The sequence below is a fragment of the Rhodanobacter sp. LX-99 genome (genome assembly GCF_018599185.1).
GTDB lineage: Bacteria > Pseudomonadota > Gammaproteobacteria > Xanthomonadales > Rhodanobacteraceae > Rhodanobacter.
Map to the genome: position 1 here is coordinate 508,839 of NZ_JAHFVL010000003.1, position 13,794 is coordinate 522,632.

Here is a 13,794-nt window from a genome sequence, read left to right on the forward strand (position 1 = left end):
AACGGTTAAGGTAGGGCCAGGACAACCGCCTCGCCACCGACATGAACGCGATGCCGCCGAAAATCCTGGTCGTCGACGATACCGCCGCCAACCTGGTCGCCATGCGCCGACTGCTCGCCAACAGCGGCGCGCAGCTGTTCGAGGCGCGCAGCGGCAACGAGGCGCTGGCGCTGTGCCTGGATCACGCGTTCGCGCTGATCCTGCTCGACGTCAACATGCCCGACATGGACGGTTTCGAAGTGGCCGCCCTGCTGGGCGAAGCCGAGCGCCTGCGCGACACCCCGATCATCTTCGTCACCGCCGCCTACGCCGACGACATGAACCGGCTCAAGGGCTACCGCTCCGGCGCGGTGGACTACATTGCCAAGCCGATCAACGACGTGATCCTGCAGTCGAAGGTGCGCGTGTTCCTGGAGCTGTACGCGGCGCGCGCCAAGCTGCAGCACGCGCTGGACGAGTTGGCCGAGCGCAACCAGCAACTGACCCAGGAGATCGCCGAGCGCGAGCTGATGGAGGCAATGGTGCGCCATCAGGCCCACCATGACGCCCTGACCGGCCTGCCGAACCGCATCCTGTTCCACGACCGCCTGCACGGCGCGGTCCAGCGCGCGAACCGCCATCACAGCCAGTTCGCGCTGGCCTGCATCGACATCGACGGTTTCAAGCACGTCAACGACAACCATGGCCATGCCGCCGGCGACGCCTTGCTGCAGGAGATCGCCGCACGGCTGTCGGCACATTTGCGCAGCAACGATACGGTGGCCCGGCTGGGCGGCGACGAGTTCGCGCTGGTGCTGGAGGATATCGAGGATCCGCAGCTGGCGCTGCAACTGTGCGGAAAGTTGTGCGCGGCACTGGGCGAGCCCTATGCGCTGGGCGTCGACGGCCACCTGATCGAGGTGCGCGTCGGCGCCAGCATCGGCATCGCGCGCTACCGGCCGAACGAATACCCCGACGCCGACGAACGGCTGATGCAGGCAGCCGACCGTGCCATGTACGAAGCCAAGCGCGGCGGCAAGAACCGCTGCGTGCTGGCAGACTGAACGCCCGCAGGCAACGCGTTCAATCGCGTTTGCGCGGCGACACCCACATCAGCACGCGCGCACGGAAGACCGTCTCGCCCGCGCCGTCCACCACCTCGACCCTGACCGGCCACTCGTGGCCGCCACGGGAGGCTGGCGTGGCCAGCTCGGGGGTAGCGGTGCCGTGCATCGTGCCCACCGCCTTCTTCAGGTACTCGACGCTCATGCCCTTGGGAATCCAGCGCATGTCGGCCGGGATGGTCGCGTCGGTCATCACCCCGGCACTGAGCTCGGCCAGGTTGCACAGCGCGATCGCGTGCACGGTGCCGATGTGGTTATGCACGCGGCGCCGATCACGGATGCGCACTTCGCAGCGGCCCGGCGCCAGCGCCACGAAGCGCGGCGCGATCGTGGCGAAATACGGCGCCTTGAGGCAGACCAGGCGCGAGAAGATCCAGTGGCCCGCCGGCCAGCGGGTGATGCGGCGGTACAGCGACAACACCGAAGCACTCATCGATTGCCCTCCGGGAAAAGCACCGGCCCGCAAGGCAGGCCGGTCGGTCGGTTCGATTTACGCGGCGTCCGCCCGCGTCTTGAACGCGCGCAGCTCGTCAGTCTCGAAGTCGTCCACCGAGATGAACTCGAACACGCCTTCGCGCACGCGCCTGAGCAGGTCGGCCTCGGCCTCGGAAATCACCCCGGCCTGCTGCGCCTCGGCGAGCTGGCCCAGGTAGTCGTGCGAGGTGAACTGGCCGGACTTCAGCGCCTTGCCGAACTTGCGGTCGACCGGCTCGGCGGCGATCACGTCCGGCAGCAGCGCCTTCATCCGGCCGATCGTGTTGTTCGCCGTGGGCGTGGTGTAGACCCAGCTGGTGAGACGATCGAGCGCTTCGTTCGGCGCGGTGAGCAGCGCGGCGACGCGGCGGCCCAGGCGATCGGACGGCGGCACCTCGCGCCGGCCCAGCGGGAACACCAAGGCGCGCAGCAGCCACGCCACCGGGCGCACCGGGAAGTTGCGGATCGCGCCGTCCAGCGCGTTCTGGATCAGCCACATGCACTCATGGAAGCCCCAGGCCAGGAACGGACGATCGGCTTCCGGCCGCCCGTTGTCCTCGTACTGCTTGAGCATGCTGCTGGCGATGTACAGGTAGCTCAGCACGTCGCCCAGGCGCGCCGACAGCTTCTCCTTGAACTTCAGCTTGCCGCCGAGCACGCCCATGAACACGTCGGCGCACAGCGCCAGCGCGGCGGAGTAGCGATCGAGCTTGCGATAGTAACGGCGGGTGTAGGCGTCGCCGGCGGTCTCGCCGATGCGCGCACCGCTCAGGCCCATCGCGAAGCTGCGCACCGCATTGGAGATGCCGAAGCCGATGTGGCCGAACAGCAGCCGGTCGAACGCCTTCAGCTGCTCGCCGCGATCGGCGATCGACAGCGCCTGCATTTCCTTCAGCACGTACGGATGGCAGCGGATCGCGCCCTGGCCGAAGATCATCAGGCTGCGCGTCATGATGTTGGCGCCTTCCACCGTGATCGCGATCGGCACGCTGGACCAGCCGCGGCCGGCGTAGTTCTTCGGGCCGAGCTGCACCGCCTTGCCACCGTGCACGTCCATGGTGTCGGCGGCGATCTGCCGCGCCCATTCGGTGGCGTGGTACTTCGCGATCGCCGACGGCACCGCCGGCTTCTCGCCACGGTCGACCGCCGCCGCAGTGGCGCGCGACAGCGCGGCGGTGGCGTAGGTGAGGCCGCCGATCCGCGCCAGCGCTTCCTCGACGCCCTCGAAGCGTGCGACCGCCAGGCCGAACTGCTTGCGCATGCGCGCATATGCGCCGGTGGCCAGCGCCGAGGCGCGCATGCCGCCGGTGGCGTTCGACGGCAGCGAGATCGCGCGGCCCACCGACAGGCATTCGACCAGCATGCGCCAGCCGTGGCCGGCCATCTGCGGGCCGCCGATCAGCACCGACAGCGGCGCGAACACGTCCTTGCCGCGGATCGGGCCGTTCTGGAACGGGATGTTCAGCGGGAAGTGGCGGCGCCCGATCTCCAGCCCCGGCGTGGTACGCGGCAGCAAGGCCAGGGTGATGCCGAGGTCTTCCTCGTCGCCGAGCAGGTGCTCGGGGTCGTACATGCGGAAGGCCAGGCCGACCACCGTGGCCACCGGCGCCAGCGTGATGTAGCGCTTGTCGAAGGTGAGCTTGATGCCCAGCGTCTCGACGCCGTCGACCACCTGCCTGCAGACGATGCCCACGTCGGGGATCGAGGTGGCGTCGGACCCGGCGTACGGGCCGGTCAGCGCGAAGCAGGGAATCTCCTCGCCCACTGCAAGGCGCGGCAGGTAATGGTTCTTCTGCTCATCCGAGCCGTAATGCAGCAGCAGTTCGGCCGGCCCCAGCGAGTTCGGCACCGCCACCGTCGAGGCCACCGTGGCCGACATGCTGTTGAGCTTCTGCAGCACCGCCGAATGCGCCAGCGCGGAGAACTGCAGGCCGCCGTACTGCTTCGGGATGATCATGCCGAAGAAGCGGTTCTTCTTGATGAAGTCCCACACGTTCGGCGGCAGGTCGGCCAGTTCGTGGGTGATCTGCCAGTCGTCGATCATCCCGCACAGCTCTTCCACCGGGCCGTCCATGAAGGCCTGCTCCTCCACGCTCAGTTCGGGCTTCGGCTGCTTCAGCAGTTCGTGCCAGTCCGGCTTGCCCGAGAACAGCTCGCCCTCGAAACCGACGGTGCCGGCCTCCAGCGCGGTCTGCTCGGTCTCCGACAGTTTCGGCGTGACCCTGGCGAACAGTTTCAGCAGCGGCAGGCTGATCTGCTTGCGGCGGAAATCCACCAGCAGCAGCGGCAGCGCGATCGCCAGCTCGACGATCAACAGGATCGCCGTGGTCCACGGCGCATGGGCCAGCAGCCCGACCACCAGCGTGGCGACGATCGTGGCGATCGCCCAGGTGCGCAGGCTGCTGCGGTGATAGGCGCAGGCACCGGAAGCAATCAGCGCCGCCAGCAGGGTCAGTATCACGGACATCTCAACACCTCATTGCGATTGAGCGGCGCCGGCGAGTTGCCGGTCGGCGGGTAATGGATCAAGACTCTGCACGAAGCGCACGACTTCGCGCGTGAATGCGTCGTTCGCGTCGCCCGCCACCATGTGCGTGGCGTGCGGCAGTTCCACATGCCGCGCATGCGGCACCAGCTGCATGAATTCGTCGACGGTGGCGCGCGACACCACGTCGCTGCGCGCACCCGACAGCAGCAGCACGGGAACGTCGATCTTCGTGGCGGCGGCCTGCAGGCGCGGCTGGTAGCGCTCGCTTTCCTGCACCAGGTCGCCGGCCAGCAGGGCCGGATCCCAGTGCCAGCGCAGCCGGCCGTCGGCACTTTCGCGCAGCAGCGGGCGCAACTGCTGTTCGCTCTTGCGCTCGCGCCGCTGCGGCAGGTAGGAAGCAATCTGCTCGGCCGCGTCGGCATAGTTCATGAAACCATCCGGGTGCGCCTGCATGAAGGCGAGGATGCGTTCCACCCCGGCGGTTTCCCAGCGCGGCGTGATGTCGACCAGCACCAGCGCGCGAAACGGCGACGGGCGCACCTCGCCGGCCAGCACGATGCCGAGCAGGCCGCCCATCGAGGCGCCGACCAGGATCGGCGGCTGCGGCTGCGCCGCGGCCAGCCGCAGCAGATCGTCCGCGAACTGGTCCATGTGGTAGCCACGGCCAGCCACCCGGTCGCTCTCGCCATGGCCGCGCGCATCGAACGTGACGCAGCGGCAACCGGCCTGCGCCAGCGCCGCCGCCGTGCCGTTCCAGGCGCCGCGGGTCTGGCCGAAACCATGCGCGAACAGCAGCGCCGGACTGCCTTCGGGGCGAAGCGTCTCCACCGCCAGGCTCAGGTCGGCGACGGGAAAGCGGTTGATCGCAGCGGAAGCGTGGACATGGTTGACCATACGGATGAGTATGGATTGCCTCGACAAGCGCCGTCAACCACACCGCCGCGCATCCCCCGACCGGACAACAAATTGCCTGGTTGCTCAGGCAGATGGACGCCACACATTACAAATGCACGGGGTGTGGCTACCATACGCACATGAATGTCAGTAGCAAGCCAGAACGCACCCGCCTGTCGGCCGAGGATTGGGAACTTGCCGCCCTGCAGCTGATTGCCGAACACGGCGTCGGCGCACTCGCCGTGGAAGCCCTGGCGCGCCAGCTGGGCGTGACCAAGGGCAGCTTCTACTGGCACTTCCGCACCCGCGAAGCCCTGCTGCATGCCGCGCTGGAACGCTGGGAGCAGTACGGCGAGCGCGAGGTGCTGGGCCAGATCGAGCAGATCAGCGACCCGCGCAAGCGCCTGCCCGAACTGTTCCGCCGGGTTGCGCACGAGTTGCAGCCGCACCGGGTATACGCCGCGCTGCTGAAGGCGCTCGATCATCCGCAGGTGGTGCCGGTGATGGCGCGCGTATCGCAGCGGCGGATGGAATTCCTCACCACCGCCTACCGCGAGGCCGGCCTGGCGCCGGTGCAGGCGCTGAACCGGGCGCGGCTGACCTACGCCGCCTACGTCGGTTTCCTGCAGCTGAACTTCACCCTGGGCCTGCCGCGGCTCAACCACGAAGAGTTCGACGCCTACGTCGAACACATGATCACGACCCTCATCCCGGGCTGACCAGGCTCACCGAAAGTCCCCGGACGGCGCCATCTGGCGCCGTTCTTGTTGCAGCGGACCTTGCAATACCAGTGATCGCAAACTACCGTTTCCGATCACTTTTTCTGAAAACCTCAAGAGGACACGATGGCCAGCAAGCTGGAAGCGCTCGAACAGTGGGTCAACCAGGCGGCGGCGCTGACCCGCCCCGCGCAGATTCACTGGTGCGATGGCTCGGACGCCGAATACCAGACCCTGGTGCAGCAAATGCTGGCCGACGGCACCCTGATCGAGCTGAACCAGCAGACCCATCCAGGCTGCTACCTGCACCGCTCCAACCCCTCCGATGTCGCCCGCGTCGAGCAACTGACCCTGGTCTGCCATCCGGACAAGGACGATGCCGGCCCGAACAACCACTGGATGGCCCCGGCCGAGGCGCACGCGAAGATCGACGGGCTGTTCGACGGCTGCATGGAAGGCCGCACCATGTACGTGATCCCGTACTGCATGGGCCCGATCGACTCGCCGCTGGCGCGCTGCGGCGTCGAGATCACCGACAGCCCGTACGTGGTCGCCAACATGAAGATCATGACCCGCATGGGCGCTGCCGCGCAGGCGCGGATCGAGCGCGAAGGTTCGTTCGTGAAGGGCCTGCACTCCGTCGGCGAGCTCGATCCCGCACGTCGCTGGATCATGCACTTCCCGGCCGAGCTGTCGATCAAGTCGTACGGCTCCGGCTACGGCGGCAACGCGCTGCTGGGCAAGAAGTGCCACGCGTTGCGCATCGCCAGCAACCAGGCGCGCAGCGAAGGCTGGCTGGCCGAACACATGCTGATCGTGGGCATCGAGAATCCGCAGGGCGAAACGCACTACGTCGCCGCCGCGTTCCCGTCCGCCTGCGGCAAGACCAACCTGTCGATGCTGATTCCGCCGGAAGGCTACCTGCGCGATGGCTGGAAGGTGTGGACGGTCGGCGACGACATCTGCTGGATGCGCCCCGGCGCGGATGGCCGGCTGTACGCGATCAACCCGGAGGCCGGCTTCTTCGGCGTGGCGCCGGGCACCAGCGACGCCACCAACCACAATGCCATGAAGAGCATTTCGCACGACACCATCTTCACCAACGTCGCCGTCACCGCCGACAACCAGCCGTGGTGGGAAGGCCTGCCCGGCACGCCGGTCACCGACTGGCAGGGGCGTCCGTACGACCCGGCCAACGGCCCGGCCGCGCACCCGAACTCGCGCTTCACGGTCAGCGCGAAGCAGTGCCCGACATGGTCGGCGCAAGCCGAGGCGCCGCAAGGCGTGCCGATCAGCGCAATCGTGTTCGGCGGCCGTCGTCCCTCGCTGCTGCCGCTGGTGATGGAGTCGCGCGACTGGACCCACGGCGTGCTGATGGGCGCCGCGATGGGCTCGGAAACCACCGCCGCCGCCACCGGCGCAGTCGGTGTGCTGCGCCGCGATTCGATGGCGATGAAGCCGTTCTGCGGCTACCACTACGGCGACTACTTCGCGCACTGGCTGGCGTTCGACAAACCCGGCGCCAAGCTGCCGAAGGTGTTTCACGTCAACTGGTTCCGCAAGGGCGCCGACGGCAAATTCCTGTGGCCAGGCTTCGGCGACAACCTGCGCGTGCTGGAGTGGATGATCAACCGCGCCGAAGGCCGCGTCAGCGGCGTCGAGACGCCGATCGGCATCCTGCCAGGCGAGGGCGAGCTCAAGCTGGACGGGCTCAAGCTCGACCATGCCCGGCTCGATGCATTGCTCGACGTGGACAATGCCGGCTGGCAGGCCGAGTTGTCCGCCATCGGCGAATACCTCGAGAGCTTCGCCCCGCGCCTGCCCGAACGCCTGTGCCAGGAACAGCAACGCGTGGCCCGGGCACTGGAAGATGACGCCGGCCAGGCACACCGCGAAGCCGTCGCCTCCTGAGGCATCCGATCGCGGGCAGGCCAGCACGACCTGCCCGCGATATTTGCAGGCCCGCCGCCGTGGCCGCCGTTCAAACCCTTTCGCGCAACGCCGCATCCAAGCTGGCAAGATGATCGCCGCCTGTCCTGCCCTTGGAAGCTCCATGTCGCCCGCCTCGATGCGAGCCAACGACAGCGATGACGTGCGCGCCGCGGCCGCCGGCGATCGCCATGCGTTCCAGCGGCTGTACCGACTGCACGTGGGTCGCGTGCATGGTGCGGTGTACCGGCTCGCCGGCTACGACCACGCCCGCGCCGAAGACCTCACCCAGGATGCGTTCATCCGCGCCTGGCAGAAACTGCCCGGCTTCCGCCACGAGAGCGCGTTCGGCACCTGGCTGTACCGTCTCGCTGTGAACGTGGCGCTGATGGACATCCGCGCCCGCGGCGCCGACCCGGTCAGCACGCTCGACGACGAGCATCTGCAGGACGCCGGCGAAACACCGTTCTGCGCCGCCGAGCGCGAGGAACTGGAACGCGCAATCGGCCGGCTGCCGCCCCGCGCGCGCGCCGTGCTGGTACTGCACGACATCGAGGGCTGGCGGCACGAAGAGATCGGCAGCGAGCTGGGCATGGCCGTCGGCACCTCGAAAGCGCAACTGCACCGCGCCCGCGGCCTGCTGCGCAAAGTATTGGGAGAAAGCTCATGAACGAATTCGAATGGCGCCGACAGCTGCGCGACCTGCGCCAGCCGCTCACGCCGCAGCGCGACCTGTGGGCCTCGATCGACGCCGCACTGGAAGACGCCGAACGCACGCAGGCACCCGCGAACCCGGCCTTGCGCGAGCCTCGGCCGGCATATCGCCGGCGCTGGCTGGTCGCCGCCAGCCTCGCCGCCTCGCTGCTGCTGGCCGGCGGCATCGGCTGGCGCGTGCTGCAGACACCGACGGCCACGCCGGTGGCCAGCCACGCGAAGGCTTCCGGCAACTGGAAGCCGTCCGACCCACGACTCGCCGGCGCCGCGATCGAACTGGACGCTGCGCAGATGGAGCTGCAGCTGGCGATCCAGCAGGCACCGGATTCGCCGTCACTGCAGCGTCTGCTCGGCCGCACCGAACAACAACAGACGCAACTGCGCCAACTGGCCAACCAGGCCGGCTGATACCACCAGGAACGACCATGAAAACCGCCCGCTACCTTCCTCTGCTGCTGTGCCTGTGCATCGGCCAGGCCCTCGCCGACACGCCGATCCAGTTGCGCCATGACGCCACGCCGACGGCCCGTGTCAGCATCAGCAATACCGCCGGCACGGTGAACGTGATCGCGTGGGACCGCAACGAAGTGCAGGTCAGCGGCCGCCTCGGCGACGGCGCCAAGCCACTGGCGATCACCGGCAGCAACGGCGACCTGGAGATCAAGGTCGAGCCGCAGGGCGGCTCCGGCTGGTTCAACTGGGGCGGCGACAGCAAGATGGCGCCGACCACGCTGGAACTGCACGTCCCCAAGGCGGCTTCGCTCGACGTCGACGTGATCAGCGCGCCGCTGGTCATCGACGGCATGGACGGCGGCAGCATCCAGGTCAATACGGTCAGCGGCAAGGCGCGCATCAACGCGCGCACGCCCTCGCTGAAGGTGGATAGCGTCAGCGGCGGCATCGAGCAGGCCGGGCATGCCGAACAGGCCGCGCTGCAAACCGTCAGCGGCGAGATCCTGGCGCCGGCGCTGGGTCGCGATGTCGAACTGCAGACCATCTCCGGCCGTATCCAGGCCAACGGCGGGCCGTGGCAGAAACTCACCCTCAGCACGGTATCCGGCGACGTGCAGCTCACCGGCGCCCTGGCCGCCGGCGGCAGCATCGGCATCGACAGCATGAGCGGCGACGTGCAGCTGCAACTGCCTGCGAACACCTCCGCCAGCCTGCACGCCAGCAGCTTCAGCGGCGACCTGCGCAGCGATTTCGGCACGCCGAAGGAACCCGAGCACGGCCCCGGCAGCTCGCTGGATGTCCGCCTCGGCGCGGGTGCCGGCAAGATCAACATCGAGACCTTCAGCGGCGACCTGCGCGTGCGCAAGCAGGACTGAGCGCAGCCCACTCTTCCCGAAACGAAAAACGCCGTCGCATGGCGACGGCGTTTTCATGATCTGCCGGAAATACGGCCCGGCCGATCAGAGATCCTGGTGATACTGCACGTACGGCGTGCGCGACTGATCCGGTTCCGGACCCGCCGGCGTATTCGCCGGGCTGCCGGACGACCACAGGTTCTGCGCACCGACGCTCAGCGAGCCGCGCCACGGCAGGCGCCAGGTCACGCCCAGGTCGATGCTGTTCCAGCGGCGGTCGGCATTGAGCCCACCCGGAATGCCGGCCTGCGGCTGCATCGTGCGGCCGATCAGCACGCCGCTCAGCGGGCCGTGGTCGACACCGAAACTCAGCGCCTTCTGGTCCAGCGTGTCGATGCCGAGCAGGTTGCCCGGCAGCAGGTGGATGCGGCCCACGCTGGCACCCAGGTCGATACCGCTCTTGTTGCCCAGGGCCAGCCGGCCATGCGCATTGAGCTGGGAGCTGCTGTCGAAACTGGACAGGCCATCCACGCCCGGCGCGGCGCCCGGCAGCACGCGCGGCAACACGTTCTTGTTCGGCGTGGTATTGGTGCCGACGCTGACACCGACGCTATAGCGGCCGGCGTCATAGGTGGCGCCTACTTCGCTGCCGAGCACGCGCAGGCCCGGATTCGTCCAGGAATGTTCGCTGACCTCTGCGTGTGCCTGCAGTCGCGGCCCCAGCCCGTATTCCACGCCGGTCGTCATCACCGTGGAGGCGTCCACCACCCGCAACGCCAGCGGCGCATTCTTGCGCAGGGCCTCGGCGCCGGTGCTGCGATCCGCCCTGAGCGCGAACAGGCGGCCATCGGCACCACGCCACAACGGCACCATGATGCCGGGTTCGACCTCGGTTACCTGATCCGGCGGCTGCGCCAGCAGGCGCTGCGCCATGCCACTGTCGCCCACAGACTGCCCGGCCGCGGTGAACGGCAGCAGCAGGACGAGCAGCAGGGCGGACAGGCGGCGCATACGATGGACCAGTGACTCACTCGACGGAGGATACTTGGACTGCACTATACCCCGTTTTACGTTTTACTAACACCCCAAAAACCCACTCCAACGCACAAAAACGGCAGGGATTCACCCCTTTTTGACCCCATCTCCACCTGTGGGTTCCCGCCCTCGGAAAACTGGCGAGGGAACAGACTTACACGTTATAAAGGCAGGATAAAGGCATGCCACGTCGATCCAGCCAGGTCGCCCCGGAACCCGCCGCAGTCCAATGAGCGCCACACCGACGATCCGTTCATCCCAACCACCGCCGGTGGCTCGGGATCTTGCGGCCCTGCACGCAGCGGTCGAACGGCTGTTCGAAGCGCCCGATGCCGCCGGCGTGATGGAAGTCTGCGAACTCATGCTGGACAATTTCGGTGTCCATGGCCGCTTGCGCTGGCGGCGCATGGACGAGCAACCCGATCCCCTGGCCGGGCAGTTGGACCTGGCCGAGGATCCGCAAGGCCCGCGCACCCTGATGCTCGAATGGACCGACCCGCCGCTGCCCGAGGTCGTGCGCGACCGCCTGGACTGGCTGGGCCGGCTGGCCGACATCCGCCTGCGCCAGTTGGCCGAGACCAGCCGCCTGTACGAGGCGATCTCGCGCCTGGCGCTGGCCGAGCGGCTGCAGCGTGCGCTCTACGCGATCGCCGAACAGGCCGGCGCCGAACATGACATGCCCGAGATGATGCGTTCGCTGCATGCCATCGTCGGCAGCCTGATGTACGCGGAAAACTTCTACATCGTGCTGTACGACGCAGCCACCGACACCGTCCGCTTCCCCTACTACGTCGACATCGCCGATACCGACCCGCCGCCGCCGGACCAGAACCTGCCGCTGCACGACATGCTGCACAGCCTGACCTGGAACCTGCTGCAGGAAGGCCGCCCGCTGATGGGCTCGTTCGAGGAACTGCGGCAGCAGTTCGGCGACCGCTTCGTGCCGATCGGGCCCAGCTGCGAGCACTGGCTTGGTGCGCCGCTGCTGCGCGCCGGCCGCGTCGTCGGCGGCATCGTGATGCAGAGCTATCGCACCGACACCCATTACTCGCGGCACGACCTGGAGCTGCTGAACTACGTGGCCCAGCATGTGCAGACGGCGCTGGAGCGGCGCGAGGCGCACATCGAGCTGGGCCGCCGGGTGACCGACCGCACCGCCGCGCTGCGCGAGGCGAACCGCGTGCTGCGCCAGCAGGTGCTGCAGCGCCAGCGCGGCGAGCGCCTGCAGGCGGCGCTGTTCCGCATCGCCGAGTTGGCCAACACCTCGGACAGCCTGGACAAGTTCTACGCAGCCATGCACCAGGTGATCAGCGGCCTGCTGTACGCGCGCAACTTCTATATCGCGCTGATCGACGAGGAGAACGGCCACCTCACCTTTCCCTATTCGGTGGACGATGTGGACAGCGTGCGGCCCCCGCGCGCGCATGGCCGCGGCGCCACCGAATACGTGCTGCGCCACGCCAAGCCGCTGCTGGCCACGCCCGCGGAGATCGACCGGCTCAGCGCGCAGGGCGAGATCAGCCATTTCGGCGCGCGCTCGGTGTGCTGGCTTGGCGTGCCGCTGATCTGGGGCGGCAAGGCGATGGGTGTGCTGGCGCTGCAAAGCTACTCGCCCGAGCACACTTACAACGAGCGCGACCAGGAGCTGCTGACCTTCGTCAGCTACCACATCGCCAACGCACTGCAGCGCAAGCAGGCCGCGGCGGCGCTGAAACACGCCTACGCCGGGCTGGAGCGCCGCGTCACCGAGCGCACCCGCGCGCTGGCGCTGGCCAACCGCGACCTGCGCGAACAGATCGCCGAGCGCGAGCGCGTCGAGCGCCGGCTGAAGTACGAAACCCTGCACGACTCGCTGACCGGCCTGCCGAACCGCACCCTGCTGCTGCAGCGGCTGGAGCAGGCGATGCAGCGCTACGTCGCGAACCCGAGCGAACAGTTCGCCGTGCTGTTCATCGACCTGGACCGCTTCAAGGTGATCAACGACTCGGTCGGTCACCTGGTCGGCGACGACCTGCTGTTCCAGGTCGGCGGCCGCATCCGCGCCTGCCTGAAGACGCGCGACGTCGTCGCGCGCCTGGGCGGCGACGAATTCGCGGTGCTGCTGGAAGGCATCGTCGAGACCCACAAGGCGACGCTGATCGCCGAGCGCATCATCAGCGAGCTGCAGACGCCGTTCCGGCTAGGCACCAAGGAGATCTTCACCTCGGCGTCGATCGGCATCGCCCTGTCCAGCCCGCATTACCGCCAACCGGAGGAATTGCTGCGCGACGCCGACGCGGCGATGTACAACGCGAAGGACGGCGGCCGCCACCGCGCGGCGATGTTCGACGACCGCCTGCGCCGCGAGGCGCTGTCGCTGCTGGACATGGAGAGCGACCTGCGCCACGCGCTCAGCCGCAACGAGTTCGAGCCGTTCTACCAGCCGATCGTGGAGCTGGCCGACGGCCGCATCACCGGCTACGAGGCGCTGCTGCGCTGGCACCACCCGGAACGCGGCCTGCTGGCGCCGAACGACTTCCTGCTGATCGCCGAGGAATGCGGCTGCGCCGAGGCGATCGACTGGCAGATCTTCGAGCAGGTGTGCACCCAGGCGGTGCGGCTGATCGGTACCGAGGGCTTCATCAGCATCAACGTGTCCGGCCGGCACTTCCGCTCGGCCGACCTCGACCTGCGGCTGCTGGCGCTGTTCGACCAGTACGCCGTGCCGACGCGCTGCATCCGCATCGAGGTCACCGAGCACGCGCTGCTGGAGAACCCGACCCAGGTCAAGCAGATGCTGCTGAACCTGCGCAGCCACGGCGTCGGCATCGCGCTGGACGACTTCGGCACCGGCTATTCCTCGCTCAGCTACCTGCACCAGTACCCGTTCGAGACGTTGAAGATCGACCGCTCCTTCATTACCGAACTGCCGCCCGACGACGCCGAGACGCAAGGGCTGGCGCTGGTGCGCGCGATCCAGGTGCTGGCCGACTCGCTGCGGATGAAGGTGATCGCCGAAGGCATCGAGGAAGAGTCGCAGCGGCAGGCGCTGCTGCGCGTCGGCTGCCGCTACGGCCAGGGCTTTTTGTTCGCCGAGCCGCAGCCCGCAGGCACCTGGATCGGCGCAGACAGGCCGCTGTTGCTGGCCTGAT

Annotated in this window: 11 protein-coding genes; 7 read left to right on the forward strand and 4 right to left on the reverse strand. The window is 68.1% G+C overall.

Translation table 11 applies throughout. The features are described 5' to 3' along the window. Nucleotides 1-50: 50 nt before the first annotated feature. Nucleotides 51-1,043, forward strand: a complete 993-nt coding sequence (locus tag KK131_RS16365) for a diguanylate cyclase (protein WP_214557775.1) — start codon at nt 51-53, stop codon at nt 1,041-1,043. A 19-nt stretch (nt 1,044-1,062) separates the two neighbouring features. On the opposite strand, the gene KK131_RS16370 is transcribed toward KK131_RS16365, so the two are convergent. Genes KK131_RS16370 through KK131_RS16380 form a run of 3 tightly spaced genes read right to left on the reverse strand, consistent with a single transcriptional unit; the run spans nt 1,063 to nt 4,959 of the window. Further along, on the reverse strand, nt 1,063-1,536 hold the full coding sequence (locus KK131_RS16370) for a hotdog fold domain-containing protein (RefSeq protein ID WP_214557776.1): 474 nt from the start codon (nt 1,534-1,536) through the stop codon (nt 1,063-1,065). A gap of 57 nt (nt 1,537-1,593) precedes the next feature. Next, entirely contained in the window at nt 1,594-4,044 is a 2,451-nt protein-coding gene (locus tag KK131_RS16375) for an acyl-CoA dehydrogenase (RefSeq protein WP_214557777.1), read from the reverse strand. 9 nt (nt 4,045-4,053) lie between these two features. Further along, nucleotides 4,054-4,959 carry an alpha/beta hydrolase gene (locus tag KK131_RS16380; RefSeq protein WP_214557778.1) on the reverse strand — a complete coding sequence of 302 codons (906 nt, stop codon included), beginning with the start codon at nt 4,957-4,959 and terminating at the stop codon, nt 4,054-4,056. A gap of 140 nt (nt 4,960-5,099) precedes the next feature. On the opposite strand from KK131_RS16380, the gene KK131_RS16385 reads away from it, so the two are divergent. The 5 genes from KK131_RS16385 (at nt 5,100) to KK131_RS16405 (ending at nt 9,649) form a co-directional block, all read left to right on the forward strand. Beyond that, nucleotides 5,100-5,678, forward strand: a complete 579-nt coding sequence (locus KK131_RS16385) for a TetR/AcrR family transcriptional regulator (protein WP_214557779.1) — start codon at nt 5,100-5,102, stop codon at nt 5,676-5,678. 126 nt (nt 5,679-5,804) lie between these two features. Then, complete coding sequence (locus tag KK131_RS16390; protein WP_214557780.1) at nt 5,805-7,589, forward strand: phosphoenolpyruvate carboxykinase (GTP); 1,785 nt, start codon at nt 5,805-5,807, stop codon at nt 7,587-7,589. A gap of 142 nt (nt 7,590-7,731) precedes the next feature. Further along, on the forward strand, nt 7,732-8,277 hold the full coding sequence (locus KK131_RS16395; protein ID WP_214557781.1) for a sigma-70 family RNA polymerase sigma factor: 546 nt from the start codon (nt 7,732-7,734) through the stop codon (nt 8,275-8,277). Further along, complete coding sequence (locus KK131_RS16400) at nt 8,274-8,729, forward strand: hypothetical protein (protein ID WP_214557782.1); 456 nt, start codon at nt 8,274-8,276, stop codon at nt 8,727-8,729. The genes KK131_RS16395 and KK131_RS16400 overlap by 4 nt, the downstream gene beginning before the upstream one ends. Nucleotides 8,730-8,746: 17 nt before the next feature. Beyond that, nucleotides 8,747-9,649 (forward strand): DUF4097 family beta strand repeat-containing protein, encoded by a 903-nt coding sequence (locus KK131_RS16405; RefSeq protein WP_214557783.1) that lies wholly within the window; start codon nt 8,747-8,749, stop codon nt 9,647-9,649. Nucleotides 9,650-9,733: 84 nt separating this feature from the next. Here KK131_RS16405 and KK131_RS16410 read toward each other — a convergent pair whose 3' ends face one another. Further along, nucleotides 9,734-10,639 carry a hypothetical protein gene (locus KK131_RS16410; protein ID WP_214557784.1) on the reverse strand — a complete coding sequence of 302 codons (906 nt, stop codon included), beginning with the start codon at nt 10,637-10,639 and terminating at the stop codon, nt 9,734-9,736. A gap of 253 nt (nt 10,640-10,892) precedes the next feature. Between KK131_RS16410 and KK131_RS16415 the strand changes: the two genes are divergently transcribed. Then, complete coding sequence (locus KK131_RS16415; protein WP_214557785.1) at nt 10,893-13,793, forward strand: EAL domain-containing protein; 2,901 nt, start codon at nt 10,893-10,895, stop codon at nt 13,791-13,793. Nucleotide 13,794: the final 1 nt, after the last annotated feature.

Excerpts from the sequence above, each read along its gene's own strand:
- KK131_RS16365 (WP_214557775.1), top strand. The coding sequence starts at position 51 with ATGCCGCCGAAAATCCTGGTCGTCGACGATACCGCCGCCAACCTGGTC.
- KK131_RS16370 (WP_214557776.1), bottom strand. The coding sequence starts at position 1,536 with ATGAGTGCTTCGGTGTTGTCGCTGTACCGCCGCATCACCCGCTGGCCG.
- KK131_RS16375 (WP_214557777.1), bottom strand. The coding sequence starts at position 4,044 with ATGTCCGTGATACTGACCCTGCTGGCGGCGCTGATTGCTTCCGGTGCC.
- KK131_RS16380 (WP_214557778.1), bottom strand. The coding sequence starts at position 4,959 with ATGGTCAACCATGTCCACGCTTCCGCTGCGATCAACCGCTTTCCCGTC.
- KK131_RS16385 (WP_214557779.1), top strand. The coding sequence starts at position 5,100 with ATGAATGTCAGTAGCAAGCCAGAACGCACCCGCCTGTCGGCCGAGGAT.
- KK131_RS16390 (WP_214557780.1), top strand. The coding sequence starts at position 5,805 with ATGGCCAGCAAGCTGGAAGCGCTCGAACAGTGGGTCAACCAGGCGGCG.
- KK131_RS16395 (WP_214557781.1), top strand. The coding sequence starts at position 7,732 with ATGTCGCCCGCCTCGATGCGAGCCAACGACAGCGATGACGTGCGCGCC.
- KK131_RS16400 (WP_214557782.1), top strand. The coding sequence starts at position 8,274 with ATGAACGAATTCGAATGGCGCCGACAGCTGCGCGACCTGCGCCAGCCG.
- KK131_RS16405 (WP_214557783.1), top strand. The coding sequence starts at position 8,747 with ATGAAAACCGCCCGCTACCTTCCTCTGCTGCTGTGCCTGTGCATCGGC.
- KK131_RS16410 (WP_214557784.1), bottom strand. The coding sequence starts at position 10,639 with ATGCGCCGCCTGTCCGCCCTGCTGCTCGTCCTGCTGCTGCCGTTCACC.
- KK131_RS16415 (WP_214557785.1), top strand. The coding sequence starts at position 10,893 with ATGAGCGCCACACCGACGATCCGTTCATCCCAACCACCGCCGGTGGCT.